We start from the raw sequence: 16,150 nt of genomic DNA, 5'->3' as shown, positions 1-16,150 counted from the left end.
GACCGCAGTTTACTTTATTGTTCGTGATTTTCCGAGCGCTCGCGGGCCTTTTCGCGCCACGCGATTAACTCGGCAAAACTCATTTGATGAAACGCTTCCGGTTGCCAATGAAACACCGTAGCAATATCGGCAATCGCGTCATCAACGTCATTAATAATTAAGACGGGTTCGTTTCGGTCTCGGTCGTTTCCGAGCTCGGTGCTAAAAAACCGATAGCGGCGCCAACGAGTTCAACAAAATCGCTAATTTCCATTGTGTCGAAGTCGTTTTTATGTAACATCGGTTGAGTAATACGCGGCAATAAAACGGTTAATGCGGTGACATCGGATTGCATTACATCCAGCATTTTAAGCCCTTTTAATGCCGGCACTGTGGGTTTGATGACGCTAATTTCAAAATACTCTTTATCACCGCGTTTAATCGGGTGGGTTAATTTGATTGTTGTCGCATTGTTTTTTTCTGTCATTGTGTAGTCCTTAATTTAATCTAAAAGCCCCTTACGGGGCGAAAATGGTTAGAAACCGGCGGCGGCACGGTGTTGTTCTAAACGGTCAATGCCATTTACGACGAAAATCGAATTAATCATATCAATTTCAATGACATCCACGCCGTTTTCAATGATTTTGTAGTAAGTGAGCGGGACGGTATAACTTTGTTCCGTATCGTCGCCGACTTTAGCCGAACCGCTGTCAATTTCGCCGAAACGTCCGCGCATTACTAATTCAATACTAGTGACTTCACCGGTGTCGTCTTTTTCATAAGCGCCGGCGAAACGTAACGGTAGGGCATCAATAGTCGAACCGAATTGTTTCAACAGTTCGGTCATATAGCCGCCCATTTTTAGGGTGGCCTCAAGTGTTTCTAAACCAAGATTGACTTTTACCGCGCCAATCATTCCGCCTGCGCGATATTCTTCCAATTTCATTGCCAATTTCGGCTGTTCGATTTCATTTACTTGACCGCGATACGAATCACCGTCAGCCAATAAATTCATTAATTTTAGTTTGCGTGGTAATCCCATTTTTTATGCTCCTACTTTGGCAATGTCATCGGCGAGTTGTACTAAATATTCATCCGATACATATTGATTGAATTCAAGCTGTTCGAGTAACGGCGCCGCACAATAGTCATAACCGATTAACAGTTTTGCGTCTTTCAGGGTTGCCATTGTGTTAAATTCCGCTTTGACAAAGGCTTTGCCGCCGACTAATTTGCCTTCTGCCGTCCATTGCCGCCATTTTGCGTTGATTGCTTCCACAATTTCCTTGACCAACAACACGCTGATATTTTTATCAATCGCCCAGTCAAAAGATTGTGCAATCGTATCTTTCAACACTTGCGCGGTACGGGTTTGGTTTTCATACAAAAAGGCTTTGTCGGTGGAACAGGTGCGCACACCCCAAAATTTATAGCCGTTGTAATTGATGCAACAGGTAATGCCTTGTTCGTTCAGATAATTTACATCGGTAGCACTTTCGTTAATGTCAAACGATAGCGGGATAGTCACGCCGGTTACGCCGGTAATTTCTTTGTTTGAAATTGCGGTATGCCAGCCTTGCGTCTTATCCATATAAGCCCGCATTGCCGCAGCTCGTGTAACCGCATAATCGACTTCGGTTTGTTTCGTATTCGGATTAAACGATAGAAAATCACCGAAAATCAGCATTAATTCACGTTGCGAAAATTGACGGCGGTAAGTAACGGCTTGTTCTTTGGTTTGGCAGCCATAACAAGATGCGTACACAAAGCCGTTAAGTTTTTGCGCGACGGTTAATAATTCGGTGGTGACGTCTTGGCTATCGTATTTCGGAATCGCGAAAATACGCGGTTTTACCGCCGTAATAGCCGAAGCGATAAGGTGCGCTTTTAAGCCGGTGTATTGTCCTTGTTCGTTTACACCGCCGATAATATTGGCTTTCATCGTGTCATCATCGTCGCTTTCTTCCACGCGTACGACGATCACTTTTGTGTTCACAATATCTAAAATACCGTCTAATGCGCGGGACAGTGTGCCGGATTTGCCGGCTTTGGCGATAACGCTTGCAGTAATACCGGTTAATAAGGTCGGTTTATTTAACGGGAAAGTATCGGAATCGGCGTCTGGTGCAGTTGCCACCAAACCAATAACGGATGTAGAGGATACCGTTAAGGTACGGAGTGTTTCGGTGATTTCATTGACCCGGACGCCGTGAAGATATTCGTCTGACATAGTTTATCCTTATGTTAAATGGGATTAAATTTCGGATATTGTGCAACGGTTGAAAAGTGCGGTCTATTTTGGGGAGATGTAAAAAAGGCGATTACAAAATCGCCTAGATATTTATTTAATTTCCTGAAACTCCGTCGGATATTGCTTGCGATTCAGCTCGCTTTCATACGCTTCTTTGCAATGATTTTTGTCAAGAAATAGGCTATTGACAAAGCGATACCAGAACCGCCAACGTTTTTTCGGTTTTTCTGCAAGCACCGCCCCACGGTAGCAACGGCTTGAAAAGGTTTCATCCGCCGCGCCGCAGGTTAAGGCATTGGCTAATTGATCTAAGGCAATTAAAACGTGGTAAAGCCATAAAATAATTTTACTTTTGTTCATTTACATAATCCTCATAAGTCCGTGTCCAACCGTCCGAATAATCATAATTCGCCGGATCATCCGAGTGCGCTAATGCCATTTTATGCCGTAGCGCATTTTGTACATTAGCGGTTTTATCTTGCATAATTTGGGTAATCACAGCGGTTAATTTTGCTTTGTCAAAATCCGATATAACGCTGTTATCCGCGCAAATCCACGCAGTTTGATAATCGCCGATAAGGTCTAAACTTGCTTTAAAGCCTAGTAAGTTTTGATATGCCATATCGTCGTTGTCAAACCATTTTCCCAATGCCTCTACATATACACCGCTACGATTTTTAAGGTCTCGTAACGCATTGATTTTTGACCGCACTTCTTCCCGTTGCTGAATTAAAAGTGCGGTGCGTTTTTCTTCTGAAACAACCCAGTTTTTCTTGCGTTTATCCCACTCGCACAAATCGCAAGTGGGCTTAATGGTTGTGGTATTAGCAGGATAATCGCCCGGCTCGGTAATGGTTATTTCCGATTTGTCTAAGATAGAGTAAACCGTTTCGCCCCTGTGGTCGGACAATAACGCCCAACCGTTATCTTTGCGCACTGCAACAAAACCGTCTTGTACAGGCGGTTGCTCTAAGTAAGCCTGTGCACTTAAGCCTGTGCCAACGCTGATATATTGCTGTTCGCTGTGGCTGTAGATGTCGTTTTGGTCGGTAATATAAACGGTTAAATAACCGCTTTCTAGGGCAAACCCTTGTTCGTCAAATTGGATTGTCATTGTTTTACTCCTTAATTAACCGGCAAGGCAGATGTATTGAAATGAGATATTGCGTGGGCGCACAAAGGTGTAATCTGCACCAACTGTTGGTGCCGTCACAATATTTGCTGATGTAACAGTGCGACGGTGGTAGGTATTATTTGTAACTTTGTAACTTGTATCAGTATTGTTATAAGCAATACCTAGCGTATTTTCACTATTGTTCGAATGCAGATAAGGTATTAACGCAGTCCCTGCTTGTGTCGTCAAAATCCCCCGTTCACTATCAATCCCACGCCCATTGTCCCAGCCACGGATAAATTCCCCACGCAAATCCGGCAAAACGCCAGACGGGTATTTTTTTGCAAGCTCCGGATAAGTGGTTTTGTTAAAGGTTTGTCCGTTAAACGCCAAACAGCCAGCCGGCACGGCGGTTGTCGGGTAGGGAAACGGAATGCCGATTAGCAGATTGCGCAAAGTGCTGAAGTCGGTTTGGTTGGTTTTTTTCGCAATTTCTGCCAATAGCACGGCTTTTAGGTTGTTGTCGCTCCCTAATGCCGTAGCAATCTCAGCCAAAGTATCTAACGTTTCCGGCGCGGAGCCGACTAATGCAGCAATCGCTGTGCGTACATAAGCTGTGGTTGCAAGGGTGGTGTCATTCACTGTTTGTGCCGCTGTGGGCGCTTTGGGCGAGCCGGTGAAGGTTGGGCTGGCTGTTGGTGCACGTTTTTCGACTTCTTGTTTTAACCATTTGGTGCGATTTGCCAAATCTTTAGCTTGTTGATTTGCAATCCCATTTTCACCGCCGACAACCGGATCGGTTGTTTCGATTTGATATATGCCTTCAGTCCAATCGGCTGATTCTTTTAATGTTGCCATTTATGCTACTCCGTGACTAAATTCGCCGTTATAGCGAATTTTGTTGTTATATAAATTACTGGCTTGTTGGAACATAAAACCGACTAAATGTGCGCGTATCGGCGCATTTTCGGCTAAAATTCGTTTAATTTGAGCTGCTTGCTCGATAGAAATCGGGCGGTTCAATTTGATTTTATATTGCGCCCAATGCATTACAGCGTTGTCGTAAATATGTTGCGCGTCATAGCGCGTTGTACCGTTATAATAGGTTAATCCTTGATTTTCGATTATGACGATGTCACCGTAACCGCTTGCCGCCATTACACGCCGGATTGCCGCCCTTGTGCCTTTGTAGCGATGTATATAAATCGCGTTTAAAATTGCATTGCGTTGCGCCTCCTCGCTCCATTCGTTTGACCATTCATCGACGGATACCGACCACGCCAACCAAGGCAACAAGGATTTCGGGCAATCTTTAGCAGACCATAATAAGTTTATCGGCACCGGAATGTTCGATATGGCTGAAAACGTCTGTGAGAGGGCTTTTTCTAATTTTGTTGATCCGTGCGGTAATAATGTGATTTTATTCATCTCGCCCGCCTAAAGTCACTTGAATGTCCGTACAAAATGCCGCTTGGTAATGTGCAATATCAATATTTTTTGACGGTGAATTTAAAACGACGTTTTGCACACCTTCTTGATGCAATGCGGCATAAATGCCGGATAACGTAATGTCAAAACCAAGTGCGTGTTGTTTTTCAACGTATTTTTTTACCGCACTTTGCACATTTGCAAAAACGACGGATTCAAGCACTGACGGATATAGTGTGATAACCGCATTAATTTGATATTCAACAATGTGTGCTGATTGTACTTTTACTGTGTCGGTCAGCGGGCGAACTTTTTCTGCGTTTAAAGCATTTTTTACCGTATCAATTAAATCTGCCTCGGCAATGCCGCGGTCGTCGTTAGAAAGCAACGTCACTTGCACAACACCGGGTTCCGGACTGGCTATATCAACATCCTTGATTTTGGCGGATGCCGTTAATGCGTGATATTCGTAGCTTCCGCGGCTGCCGGCGGTCGTGATGCTTTCCAATGACATTTGTATTCGGGTGCGGAAACGGTCGTCGCTTTCATATTCTGCCGAAATCGGCGGGTTCTGGGTTAAATCTTCCGCAACCAATAACAGACGTTCCACGCCCAATAGGGCGCCCAAATGGTCTAAATCGGATCCGGAGGCAAAGGCAAGCATTACCGCTTTGGCTTTTTCATTGATGTGGGTGCGTAGCAATAATTCTAAATAGGTATTTTCTTCTAGTAATTTGACGACCGGTTCGCTTTCAAATTGCAGACGATTTTGCCAAAATGCTTTTTCTTTTTCCGTTTCAAATCGGTCGATAAATGCCGTTTTACGATTATTCAGTAAGGTTTCGAAGTCCAGTTCATCAATGATTTTAGGCAAGGTTAAGTTATTTAAATCAATAATTTGATAGCTCATTTTCCACCTAACAATAAATTGTCATAATTCATATTTTGCTTTGTGTCAGTACGGGTTATTTTCATATTGACTATCACTTTTCCGTCTTGATAAATCGGTTTAAACTGGTTTATCCGTATTCTGGGTTCCCATTTATTTAACGCGATTACCGCACAAGCGGCGATTTGTAGCATTAATGTGCGTGTTATCGGATTATCCAATAGTTTAGGGATATTCGATCCGTAATCACGGCGTTGGATGCGTGTGCCGATTTGGGTTAACAAAATATCGGCAATAGATTGTTTAATATGTGCATCTTCATCAGTGATGATTGCACCGTTTAACCTATCCATTTTGCTTTATTCCTTTCTATGATGGTTTCGGGCTGCCGCCGTGAACGTGATTCATTTGAGAAATGCCGCCGGCAGTCTGATCACCGTTAGATTTTATTGAGCCGCTGACGGTTACATTTCCGCCGACTTCTAGATTTTGCGTGCATTTAACTAGCGGCGTTTCAAGCACCACACGGGTAGAGGCTTGTATATGTGCGGTTGCAATATTGGTAATTTTTAATGCGTGTGTTTTTTGGTTATAAGCAATTCGCGCGCCGTCGGCAAACTCGACAACGTGTTCGTCGGGTGATTGGCTTGGGTTGTTAAAATCAAGCGTAAATAGCCCGAATAATACGACTGCCGTTGTCAGTTCGCCACTTGCCGCCAGAATAACGCATTGTTCGCCGATTGTCGGCGGTGACCACGAACGGGTTGTGCCGGCTCGCCATTCTAGCCACGGTAGCCAATCCGTCCGAATGCCGCCCGATAAGACTTTTGTTCGTCGTTTGGCGTGGTCCACTTCGGCAATCGTGCCGAAACGGACAATATTTTCAATGCGGCGATTTAAATCTGCGTTCATAGTTATTTTAAATAGGGATAAATAACCTTATTGTGAAAAGTTTAGTTTGAATTGGGTAGTGGTTGGGGGTGTTGATTTGCGGATAACAAAAAAGCAAGGCGAACCTTGCTTTTATCGTTAATCTCGATCTCTCAAACTTGAACGACTGCGTACTTGTTTTTGTTGCTCGATACGAGCCAAGACTTTTTCCACTTCTCTTGCAATATCGACCGCACTTTGTCCGTTTGTCGCATTGATATTAATCGTCACATTCATCGGCTGTGCCGGTGCGCTTTGGCTTTGGTGAACGGTGGCATTTAGCGGCGGTCGATTGTCAATGATGAATGGTTGCGCCGTAGCAATACTGACACCTAGCCCTGTGGCTAATAGGGCATTTTTGCCGTAATTTAACGCATTAAGCAATGGTACACCGAGGCGTGCGGTTGCCGCTTTGGTCATAATATATTCGCCGCCGTGAAAAATGCCTTTCGGCTCGTATTTACCGCCGTTGCCGGCGTAACCGCCCGACCATTTGTTAACGTGCGGGATGTTAATTAACGATTCGGTTATGCTGTTTTGCGGTACGGCATTAAATAGGGGAGTATCATTGTGCAATACCGGTGCGGCGTTGACGATATTGATACCCAAGCCCGCCGCGAGCAAGGCGTTTTTCCCGTAGTTTAACGCATTAAGCAATGGTACACCAAGACGTGCGGTTGCCGCTTTGGTCATAATATATTCGCCGCCGTGATAAATGCCTTTTGGCTCGTATTTACCGCCGTTGCCGGCGTAACCGCCCGACCATCTGTTAACTTGTGGAATGTCATATAGATTAAGCTCCCCGCCTGTAGGATCTGCACCGGCTAATGCTGCAGTTTTCTGTATTTGTTGGCTATGGGCTTCCGGCATAAGATTTTTCCCTATATCACTTAAGGAAGGCATATTGTCAATAACCCATTGAATACTATCCATTAACCATTGCAATGGCTTAGTAACTAAATCAATTCCAGCGGCAAGCCATTCACCAAATTGTCTTCCGGCTTTTGATGCAGCAAGTAATTCAGTATTGGTATTTTTGACAGGTGAGAGTAAATCAGTAAACCATTTCACAGCTTTTTCAATCCAGCCAACTACAATGCTAAATAAATCGCCTAGCGGTTTAAATTTTTCAATAACTGGTGCAAGACCGTCTTTTAAGCCTTGCCAAAATCCGCCAAAAAATCGTTTTACTTTTTCCCAATTTTTATAAACCAAGTAAGCCGTAGCACCGATAGCAGTTAAAATCAAGCCGATAGGCGTTGTAATAAATAATCTGGAAATTAAAATAAAGCCTCTAAATGCGCCGGTGACTAAACCGAGGGCTCCCTTCAAATAGGTTAGCGGATTGAGCAATTTGACAATCCCTAAGCCTAAAAATTTAAAGAAACTGACAACGCTTGTACCGACAGTTTTCCAACTTAACAATCCTTTGGCGATTGAAATAAGGGCATTACCACCTTTTAAAGTTTGTACTCTTTTAGCAAATAAACTGACACCGTCTGCAAGTTTTGGAAAAATAACGCCGATTTTTGCTAATCCCAGTGCTAAACGTCCAACAGGATAAAGTAAATAGCTGAATGTAATACTTAATAAGCCCATTGAAACCAAACCGGCACCAATCCCCGCAACCCATTTAGTAATACTTGCGGTTAATTTCGGATTTTGTTTAATCCAATCATTGATCTTTCTCGTCAGTTCTGTAGCTTGTTGAATCAGTCCTCGCATTGAATCTGAGGTTTCATCAAAAATAGAAATACTGACTGCCTCGGCGGCACTTTCTAAATTTTTTAAATCCCCTAAAACATTATCTGCCATAGTAGAGGCGACTTTTTCTGCCGTTCCTGTGGCATTTCTTAAATTTTTAACAAATTCCTCAATCCCACCTACACCCATTTGATTAACCAGTTCGGTCATCGCCGTTGCTGCCTCAACACCGAATATTTTTTTAAAATACTCAAGTCTTGTTCCCGATCCCATTTTTTCTGTTTTCTTGAAAACATCAAGCAAAATATCGGTAACCGCTCGCATATTACCTTTTGCATCTTTTGCTTTTACACCTAATTCTGCCATAGCTTTTTTAGCCATTTTTGGCGGTCCTGCAAGTCTTGTCATAGCAGCACGTAAGGATGTACCGGCTTGTGATCCTTTAATACCAACATTTCCCAATAGTCCCACCATTGCAGCCATAGTTTCAAATTCCTGTCCGGTTGATGAGGCGATAGGTCCGAGATATTTCATTGTTTCACCCAATAACTCAAGATTAGTATTCGATGAAGTGAAAGTTAGCGTTAGAACATCAGCAACACGGTTCATTTGTTCAGCCGGAATTTTAAAGCCAGATGAAATATCCGAGGCAATATCAGAAACTCGTCCCATTTCCATTCCTGCCGCTTTTGTCATATTCAAGATAGCCGGCATAGAATCTTCGATTTGTTTCGGGTTAAACCCCGCCATTGCCAAATAACCTTGTCCACTTGCTACTTCTTTTGTGGTAAATGACGTGGTCGCCCCTAAATGAATTGCCTGATCTCGTAAGCGTTTTAGGCTTTCGGCGTCTTTAACTTTATCTAATCGAGTTAAGGCTTGTACTCTTGAGAATTCTTGTTCAAAGGTTAAAGCATTACGCATAGCAAAAGACCCCGTCCCCAATACTGCGCCGCCGTGCATCATAGCGCGCTGTCCGAAACTTGATGCAAATTGGCTACCGTTTTTTAAGGATTGTACTTGGGCGTTATAACGCTGCTTTGCTTTTGCTTGTTGATTTAATTTTTTTAGGGCGTTTTCTTGCTTTTTAATGGCTTGGTTGGTCTGTTCGATTTTGGCTCGTAAGCGTTCTTGAGCTTGAGGCAAACCTGTGTTTTTCACTTTTTCTTGCGCTTGATTAAGCTGCTTTAATAGGGTTTTATTGGCTCGCAATGCTGTTGACATTTTTTGTGCCTGATTAGCCGCACTACGAAAAGGTGCGGTTAATTTATCGATCGCACTCATTATGACTTGGATTTTTAAATTTTGGCTCATTTTTTCGCTCGCTTATTCAATAATGATTGACTTTTAAAATCAAAAGGGCGTAAATTTAGTTAAACAACTAAGGGGGTGACAAATGGAAATTATCTTTGCTGTTTGCTTATTTTTTGCCTTACCTATCATTTTGGCTGTTGCAGTCGCCGTTACTGTTTTTTCTTATCTTTCGGCACTTGTTGCGCCGGTTTTGTCCGTTTTATTCTCTTTCTTTATCGCTTGTTTGGTGTTTGCGCTGATCGGTTTGCCTTTGCGTCCCGTTGCAAAAAAATATCCCATTGCCACAAAACATATGGTAAAAACCTTTGAGGTGATTTTTATTTATCCGCCGATTATTGTCGTGCTAGGGGCATTGTGTGCGTTACCTTTTGCGTTAATTTTTGCTATTGCGGAAAGCCCTTTTATCTGGTCAGGAACATTAATTGCATTTGTGTTATTTTGCGTTTATCAAGCCTACAAAGAAAAATACGAGAAAACCGACCGCACTTAATTAAACGGCTCCGCTAGCGCCTTAATCACAAAATCTTCAATCATTTCTCTATCTTCATCCGTAAAGCCCAACAATTCCCGTTGGGCATATTTGACTTTGAATTGATGATGTCGCATAACTCTCGCCCTTAAACCTTGTTGATGCACATTGGCGATATAGCCGGTATTTCCGCTAAAACCGAGTTCGATTTTGTCTTGGCCGTTGCGAAGTTTCATATATCTCGGCGCGGTGATTTTTTTAAACATTGCCATTTGTTTAATCCGCCCTTTTTTCGATTTCTTTTTGCGCTTTCTCGGTTCATAGGCGGAGCCGTCCGGATTTTGTTGCGCTTTAATGCGTTTACGCTGATTTCGGGCCAGTTGGCGCCCGATTTGTTGACTCAGTAAACGACGGCGTGCCGGCGAAATATTTTTAAGCAAGGCGGAAAAAGCAGCTTTAACCTTTAGCGTTTCATCCATAATTAATTCGCCTTATTGTCCGTTTTCCATTCTCTCACCAATTCATTTCCGACAAACAACTGCCAATGGGTCACATCGGGATATTCATTTAATGTCGGTTCGTTTAGGTGTTTGATAATGTTTTTGCCGTTTTCTTCTTTGACTAATACGCGTTCGGTCAATTTGAGATAAATAGATAAATCGATGCTGTCGTGGTTGTTCGGATCCTCAATAAATTTAAAGCCGTCTTTGCGGCGTTCGGGGTTTTCCACTAGTTCGGGCTGATTTTTCCGAATGAAATCCATTAAGGGCGCAAAAATCATATCGGGCGAACCGCTAAAGTCGGTTACTACGATGTTTAAGGTGTATTGGATTTCATAAGATGCGCTATGCGCACCCGTGCCGACAATTAAGCCGTCATCGATATAGATTTCGAGCTTGTCGGGATTGTTTTTTAAATCCGGTAAGGTATTTTGTAGCAGACTGCGGATTAACTCGGCTTTTAGCATAACTTATCCTTTTTTATAATTACGTTGGCGCTGTTCAATAATGGTTTGGCAATTTACGCAACGATTACAGCCCATTTGTTGCCGGAGCGGCGGTAATTCGTCTTCACAATCTATGCAAAAACGGACCGCGCTTTTATCAATCATTTTCAGGCGGTGTTTTTGAATGGATTGTTGGCGCACCAATTCTTCGAATTCGCTTGCGCGGTCAAGTTGATCACTCACTCTTTTTTCTCCTGTAAAGTGCGGTTGTAATTGTCGATGCAGTCGGTTAATGCCCGTTCTTTCAGGGCGCAACGTTCAAGGGCGTTTAAACTGCTATCCAATGCCGTGACCAAATCGCCGTTAGTTTTGATGTTTAGCGTCGGTATTTGGCACAGTTGATCTGTTGGGCAAAGGAGCGGTAGGGGAGTTATCATTCGCACTTTTTCGCTTGTTGAGCAACCGGCTAACATTACTAGGCACAGGCTGATTGCTCCAACTGGTAACAGTTTGTAATTCATTAATGATTTCATTGGTTCGGTTCTCCGCTTGTTGCAGTTGATTTAAAACGTTTTCGTGTAAGGCTTTGACTTGCGCTTGGTATTGGTTGATTTGCAGTCTTGCGTTGTCTAATTGGTTGGCAAGCTGTCGGTTATTTTCTTTTTCTTGGGCAATAGCTTGTTCTGCAGTAATGAGTTTTTGCTCTTTGACTTTGTTAGCAAAGCAAAGATAGCCGTTTATGCTGACTAGCATAATGACCGTACCAATCATCACTTTGCCAAACGCACCAATAAAAAATCGTTCTAACATTTACCACCTCCATAAAAATTGTGTCGGCGTTTGTTGCTCTTGCATACATAGGTTACTTTCTTCTTTTCGGCGATTTTCCAAACCTTTTAATTTTTTCCCGCCGGCATATACCCAACGTCCAAACTGATCACACATTTCAGGTTTATAGCCTTGGCGCGCCATTTTAAATAGGGTGCTGTCTTTGAGCTTGCTACAGCCTACGTTAAAGGTAATTGATGTTAGGCTGTCAAATGCGCCTTGGGGCATTTTTGCGCCGTTGGCATAGCGATTGACACAGCGTTCTGCAATGCGTAAGTCATTCGCCCAACGGTCGGCAATTTCTTTGTCGGTATAACGTTTTTTCGGGTTGATTTTTTCACCGCTATATTCCGTTGAGCCGATGCCGACGGTTAACACATCGGACGGACAACGATATGGATCGCGTCGGCAACCTTCGGCATTACCGATAATTTCCAAGCCTTTTGTACTTATGCGTAAATCGGTGTAGTCGGTTTGTACAATGGCAATAATTGCACCTACTGCACAGACTGCGCCTGTGGTGATTTTGGTTAATTTACTCATTGTCTAATCCTTGTAAATTTAATTTTGCTTTAAGTGCGGTTTCTTTTAATTTCATTTCTTTGTGTTTGTAATACCAGTTGATCAGTACGGTGAATAAACCGAATAAAATACCCAATACCGATGCCCAATCCGATAGATTCAATCCACTAAAAAAGGCAATGATCGACCCTAAATAAGCGTTGGTGCTTTCACTGTTTCTAAACATCTTTAATCTTAATCCCATAGATTTAATGTTGATTTATCGGTGGTCGGTTGAATGTCATCTAGGCTAGGTAAAATCACGGCTGTTCCCAGTTCCAATATGGGCTGACCGGCTAATCGCGGATTAAGTTCTAAGACCTGTTCGACAAGACCTAAAGTGCTTCCGAAATAGCGATACACAATGGTATCAAGATTATCGTTTTGTTGGGCGTAAACTGTTCTTGACATTAGATTAATTCCACGTTGATTCGCCCTTTGCCCAAAATATCCCGAATGGCAAAAAATGCATCTCGGCGTAAATCGTCCACGCTATTTTCAAATTCTTGCGCTTTTTCTGCGCCGTTTTTTGTGCTGTCGTAAGAGCGGTAACGCTCTTGTAAATTGGCACAAGCAAGGCAATAAACCGCCCGTTTATAACGCTGGATTGTGATACTTTCGCCGTTGATTTGTTCGTCTTCCAGCTCTTCTAATGTAAATGCATTGCCGGACCGGATACGATCTTTATAGGGTTTTAAATTATGGTTAACCGTCGCCATTGCCTCAATGACCGCCATTTTTAGCCGTTCATTGGTGATTGTGCCGTCTAGACGCATCGCATTGCGAACATTAAGCAATGAAATCGCCGGGAAAAAACCATCATTTCCTATAATTTCATCATTTAATGCTTGGTCATTCGCTTGGCGTTTCAAATCATCCATTACATAATTTTTAACTTTGTTAATAGCGATTGTGCCTGTCATTTTTTATCCCTAATAAAAAAGCCTCTAATAAAAAAGCCTCTAATAAAAAAGCAGGGTGGGGAAAATAAGTAGGCAAAAAGCCGTTACTTTCCGCCCTGCTTGGCGTGCTGCGCTTTGCTCTGTTGTTAGATTGTCTTCCGCTTTCGGCTCGTCTTTTTCTAACTGTTTACGCAGTTTTTTGACATCACCTTGCACCCCGATATTTAAATTCAGTTCTAACGCTCGTTCTAAATAGGCTAAACCTTGTTCCGGATCGCTCGTCATTTTGAGCAAGCCCAATTCCCGATAAAGTCTTGCGCGGCTTTCATCCGGCATATCCTGTTCATCCGTCAACTGCGCCACTTTTTCCAAGTAAGCCACTTCAAAAGGGCGGTTGAGTTTTTGCGCAATTTTGGCTTTATCGGCAAATTCTTCTGCCACGGCGGAACATAAAGTGCGGTCAAAATTTTCCGGCAAAACTAAGCCTTGATGAATGGCATATTCGGCGATTTCTAAGGCGAGATGATACTGCTCACTGTCAATCGCCCAAATCAGCCACGTCATTAAAACATTGTCTTGTTTGCCGTTGCCCTGACTTAACGCACTTTCAATCCAAGGCAGATAATCCGGCAGAATTTTCTTTTTAAATTCTGCCTTTTGCTCCATAGACTGAATATTTTTTAGGTCTTTTTTGTGGCGACCTAATAAATACAGCATTTTTTCGTATTCGTTAAAGCCGTCTAAGGCTTCGGTTTCCGCTGCGTGCGCCTCAGCTGCGGAAACTTCAAGAAAATGGCGTTTTGTCGGTCGCATAAATTACCGCCTATGCGCTTTCAACCATTTCAATATTTTTCAATAAGGCAACGCTTTCATAGTTTTCTACGACGAAATCATCGTTAGATGATGTATAGTCTTCGTAGCGGTCATATTCTGCGTTGTCTTTTAAGGTGCGGCGCATTGCGCCGGCTTGATAATAGATAGACAAGTTATCAAGACGGGTGATTAAGATTGTTCCTTTCGGCACAAATGGAGCTTGAACAGCTTGTAATCCGCCAACTCGTTTTGAACTGACAATCACATCACCGGCGATTTGTTCGCTTGGTTTTTCTTGGTTGAATAATGGGAAGTATTTATCTGCCAAGAGATCACGGCTCATAATTGCCACTAATTTTGTGTCATCTTGGAATTGCGGTGCGATTAAATCACTCACAGCCGAGAACACAAGGGCGTCAAGATTTTTGTAGGTTTTGCCTTTACCGACTTCAATTTTGCCTGAACCTTGTGTTTCTTCTTTCATTACACGTTTGGCAGCGTTGTCTTCGATTTTTTTCAACCAACCCACAGCGACATCTTGGAGTAATGGATTAGTTACACGGTTGGATGTTGCTGCTCGGCTTGTACCGTTAAAGCCGATCATAATGCGGTCTAATGCCATACGCTCGGCTTTGAGTGTGCCGATGCGTTTCGCAAAATCAGGGAATTTCGCCCACATATCTAACGTGGCATATTTCAAATGAGTGTCGTAGTTGATTTGTTGGCAGTGATAAGGAATAGCGGTTAGGCTATGAATATCTTGGGTTTTACGACCTTGTACATTGGTGTCCGTTGTGCCGGCAATGGTACCTGCAACGCCTAAACCTAGGCTTTCGCCTTGCGCTTCATCCACCGGAATAATGTTGATCATTTTGAGAAAATCGGAACTTTCTTGCACTGCATTTTCTAAGCGTTGTTGCACGGAAGGTTCAACGGTAAATTTACCGCCGTTGGAAATTCGGGCAAAATCCGCACCGTTATCTTGTGAAATGCCTTGTAAATATTGTTTTACTGCAATCTCTGTTGTTTTTTTCATATGTAAATTCCTTGACTAATTAAAAGAAACGACCGTTATCAACACTTTCACCAGTCACCAACGGGCGTTGACGGTATTCGGGTTTAGGCTCGCTTTCCAGTTGATTCAGCTTTGATTGCACCGCTGATACTTGGCTTTCAAGTTCTGCAAACTTGGTTTTCAATTCGGCATTTTCTTGAGAAAGTGCGGTGTTTTCTTCGCCTAAATCTTTGACGTGTTCCGATAAAAGTGCAATGGCGCTGGATTGGTCGGCAAAACGTGCGTCATCTTGCTTATCTTTACGTCCTAACAATGCTGCGACTTTGCTGAAAATGCTTTCTTTCGGTTCGGTTTGTTGTTCTTCAAACTCTAAAACCGTTTCAACGGATGCGGTGAATAAATTTTCTGCTTTTTGTTTGCGTGCGGTGAATGGGTTAGCTTGTGCGCTTGCGGCGAACTGTAACATTTCCGTTCCTAGGCTTGCCGGATTGTCCGTGACTGCTAAGCCCACTAAATAGGCTTTGCCGCTATCGCTGAAATTCGGATCCACTTCGATTGATGTATAAACTTTTTGACGGTTTTTGTTTAATTCAATCAGGGCATCTGTCGGGTCAATTTGTGCTAATAATTGCAATTTGCCGTCTTCGGTTTCTGCGGTTTTTAATGCAATGACATCACCGTAGCATTGTGAGTGCGGTTCGTCTTTGCGATATGCCCAAAATTTAATATGGTCAATATTGATGCGTGCGCCGTAGGTTTTCGGATTGTAGCTTTCCGCCATTTGTTCAATCCAAGCACGGGCGATATTACGACCGTCTGTTGTTGCACCTTCTTGCGCGACGACAAACCATTTTGATTTGTATTTTTTGGCGTTTTCTTTTTCCATTTTACTTATCCTGTTAGCACCTGATATTAAAGCCTTAAAAATTGCTCCCATATTGCGCAAGTTATTTTGTCTTGTCATTTCCTCGCCATTGTGAAAAACGCCATAACAACCGACATCACAA

Annotated in this window: 24 protein-coding genes and 1 pseudogene; 1 reads left to right on the top strand and 24 read right to left on the bottom strand. The window is 42.9% G+C overall.

Going from position 1 to position 16,150, the window contains the following annotated elements; all coding sequences use genetic code 11:
* Positions 1 to 14: 14 nt before the first annotated feature.
* The 12 genes from CVP04_RS10785 to CVP04_RS10730 form a co-directional block, all read right to left on the bottom strand.
* On the bottom strand, positions 15 to 125 hold the full coding sequence (locus tag CVP04_RS10785) for a GpE family phage tail protein (RefSeq protein WP_423738306.1): 111 nt from the start codon (positions 123 to 125) through the stop codon (positions 15 to 17).
* 32 nt (positions 126 to 157) lie between these two features.
* Positions 158 to 466 carry a phage tail assembly protein gene (locus CVP04_RS10780; protein ID WP_100297521.1) on the bottom strand — a complete coding sequence of 103 codons (309 nt, stop codon included), beginning with the start codon at positions 464 to 466 and terminating at the stop codon, positions 158 to 160.
* Positions 467 to 514: 48 nt separating this feature from the next.
* The gene (locus CVP04_RS10775) at positions 515 to 1,021 is read right to left on the bottom strand and encodes a phage major tail tube protein (protein ID WP_100297520.1); all 507 of its coding nucleotides are present in this window, start codon (positions 1,019 to 1,021) and stop codon (positions 515 to 517) included.
* A 3-nt stretch (positions 1,022 to 1,024) separates the two neighbouring features.
* Complete coding sequence (locus CVP04_RS10770; protein WP_100297519.1) at positions 1,025 to 2,209, bottom strand: phage tail sheath subtilisin-like domain-containing protein; 1,185 nt, start codon at positions 2,207 to 2,209, stop codon at positions 1,025 to 1,027.
* Between the two features lie 111 nt (positions 2,210 to 2,320).
* Entirely contained in the window at positions 2,321 to 2,590 is a 270-nt protein-coding gene (locus CVP04_RS10765; RefSeq protein WP_100297518.1) for a hypothetical protein, read from the bottom strand.
* Positions 2,577 to 3,344: a DUF4376 domain-containing protein gene (locus CVP04_RS10760; protein ID WP_100297517.1), complete on the bottom strand. Its 768-nt coding sequence runs from the start codon at positions 3,342 to 3,344 to the stop codon at positions 2,577 to 2,579. Before CVP04_RS10760 ends, CVP04_RS10765 begins: the two co-directional genes overlap by 14 nt.
* A gap of 15 nt (positions 3,345 to 3,359) precedes the next feature.
* Positions 3,360 to 4,202 carry a phage tail protein gene (locus CVP04_RS10755; RefSeq protein ID WP_100297516.1) on the bottom strand — a complete coding sequence of 281 codons (843 nt, stop codon included), beginning with the start codon at positions 4,200 to 4,202 and terminating at the stop codon, positions 3,360 to 3,362.
* Entirely contained in the window at positions 4,203 to 4,772 is a 570-nt protein-coding gene (locus tag CVP04_RS10750) for a phage tail protein I (RefSeq protein WP_100297515.1), read from the bottom strand. It lies immediately after the preceding gene.
* Positions 4,765 to 5,682 (bottom strand): baseplate assembly protein, encoded by a 918-nt coding sequence (locus CVP04_RS10745; RefSeq protein WP_100297514.1) that lies wholly within the window; start codon positions 5,680 to 5,682, stop codon positions 4,765 to 4,767. The genes CVP04_RS10750 and CVP04_RS10745 overlap by 8 nt, the downstream gene beginning before the upstream one ends.
* A complete protein-coding gene (locus CVP04_RS10740) occupies positions 5,679 to 6,014 on the bottom strand; it encodes a GPW/gp25 family protein (protein ID WP_100297513.1) in 336 nt (111 codons plus the stop codon). The genes CVP04_RS10745 and CVP04_RS10740 overlap by 4 nt, the downstream gene beginning before the upstream one ends.
* A 16-nt stretch (positions 6,015 to 6,030) precedes the next feature.
* A complete protein-coding gene (locus CVP04_RS10735) occupies positions 6,031 to 6,573 on the bottom strand; it encodes a phage baseplate assembly protein V (protein ID WP_100297512.1) in 543 nt (180 codons plus the stop codon).
* Positions 6,574 to 6,690: 117 nt separating this feature from the next.
* Positions 6,691 to 9,609: a phage tail tape measure protein gene (locus CVP04_RS10730; RefSeq protein ID WP_100297511.1), complete on the bottom strand. Its 2,919-nt coding sequence runs from the start codon at positions 9,607 to 9,609 to the stop codon at positions 6,691 to 6,693.
* Between the two features lie 82 nt (positions 9,610 to 9,691).
* On the opposite strand from CVP04_RS10730, the gene CVP04_RS10725 reads away from it, so the two are divergent.
* Positions 9,692 to 10,099, top strand: a complete 408-nt coding sequence (locus CVP04_RS10725; protein WP_100297510.1) for a hypothetical protein — start codon at positions 9,692 to 9,694, stop codon at positions 10,097 to 10,099.
* Here CVP04_RS10725 and CVP04_RS10720 read toward each other — a convergent pair.
* The 12 genes and pseudogenes from CVP04_RS10720 to CVP04_RS10670 form a co-directional block, all read right to left on the bottom strand.
* On the bottom strand, positions 10,096 to 10,557 hold the full coding sequence (locus CVP04_RS10720) for a phage virion morphogenesis protein (RefSeq protein WP_100297509.1): 462 nt from the start codon (positions 10,555 to 10,557) through the stop codon (positions 10,096 to 10,098). The two genes, CVP04_RS10725 and CVP04_RS10720, sit on opposite strands and share 4 nt — an antisense overlap.
* A 2-nt stretch (positions 10,558 to 10,559) precedes the next feature.
* Complete coding sequence (locus CVP04_RS10715) at positions 10,560 to 11,045, bottom strand: phage tail protein (RefSeq protein ID WP_100297508.1); 486 nt, start codon at positions 11,043 to 11,045, stop codon at positions 10,560 to 10,562.
* A 3-nt stretch (positions 11,046 to 11,048) separates the two neighbouring features.
* The gene (locus CVP04_RS10710; protein WP_100297507.1) at positions 11,049 to 11,267 is read right to left on the bottom strand and encodes a TraR/DksA C4-type zinc finger protein; all 219 of its coding nucleotides are present in this window, start codon (positions 11,265 to 11,267) and stop codon (positions 11,049 to 11,051) included.
* Complete coding sequence (lysC, locus tag CVP04_RS12405; RefSeq protein ID WP_243385304.1) at positions 11,264 to 11,497, bottom strand: Rz1-like lysis system protein LysC; 234 nt, start codon at positions 11,495 to 11,497, stop codon at positions 11,264 to 11,266. Before lysC ends, CVP04_RS10710 begins: the two co-directional genes overlap by 4 nt.
* Entirely contained in the window at positions 11,388 to 11,834 is a 447-nt protein-coding gene (locus CVP04_RS10705) for a hypothetical protein (RefSeq protein WP_100297506.1), read from the bottom strand. Before CVP04_RS10705 ends, lysC begins: the two co-directional genes overlap by 110 nt.
* On the bottom strand, positions 11,835 to 12,395 hold the full coding sequence (locus tag CVP04_RS10700; protein WP_100297505.1) for a lysozyme: 561 nt from the start codon (positions 12,393 to 12,395) through the stop codon (positions 11,835 to 11,837).
* Positions 12,388 to 12,600 carry a phage holin family protein gene (locus tag CVP04_RS10695; protein WP_100297504.1) on the bottom strand — a complete coding sequence of 71 codons (213 nt, stop codon included), beginning with the start codon at positions 12,598 to 12,600 and terminating at the stop codon, positions 12,388 to 12,390. Before CVP04_RS10695 ends, CVP04_RS10700 begins: the two co-directional genes overlap by 8 nt.
* A gap of 8 nt (positions 12,601 to 12,608) precedes the next feature.
* Entirely contained in the window at positions 12,609 to 12,824 is a 216-nt protein-coding gene (locus CVP04_RS10690) for a tail protein X (protein WP_100297503.1), read from the bottom strand.
* Positions 12,824 to 13,336, bottom strand: a complete 513-nt coding sequence (locus CVP04_RS10685) for a head completion/stabilization protein (protein ID WP_100297502.1) — start codon at positions 13,334 to 13,336, stop codon at positions 12,824 to 12,826. Before CVP04_RS10685 ends, CVP04_RS10690 begins: the two co-directional genes overlap by 1 nt.
* A 147-nt stretch (positions 13,337 to 13,483) precedes the next feature.
* A pseudogene (locus tag CVP04_RS10680) lies at positions 13,484 to 14,128 on the bottom strand (phage terminase small subunit); the annotation flags it as partial.
* Between the two features lie 10 nt (positions 14,129 to 14,138).
* The gene (locus tag CVP04_RS10675; RefSeq protein WP_100297500.1) at positions 14,139 to 15,164 is read right to left on the bottom strand and encodes a phage major capsid protein, P2 family; all 1,026 of its coding nucleotides are present in this window, start codon (positions 15,162 to 15,164) and stop codon (positions 14,139 to 14,141) included.
* 19 nt (positions 15,165 to 15,183) lie between these two features.
* The gene (locus CVP04_RS10670; RefSeq protein ID WP_100297499.1) at positions 15,184 to 16,029 is read right to left on the bottom strand and encodes a GPO family capsid scaffolding protein; all 846 of its coding nucleotides are present in this window, start codon (positions 16,027 to 16,029) and stop codon (positions 15,184 to 15,186) included.
* Between the last annotated feature and the right edge of the window lie 121 nt (positions 16,030 to 16,150).

Source organism: Caviibacterium pharyngocola (genome assembly GCF_002795405.1).
In the GTDB taxonomy this organism is placed as follows: Bacteria; Pseudomonadota; Gammaproteobacteria; order Enterobacterales; family Pasteurellaceae; genus Caviibacterium; species Caviibacterium pharyngocola.
The sequence above is the reverse complement of the archived record's forward strand: the minus strand, read 5'-3'. Positions and strand labels throughout refer to the sequence as shown.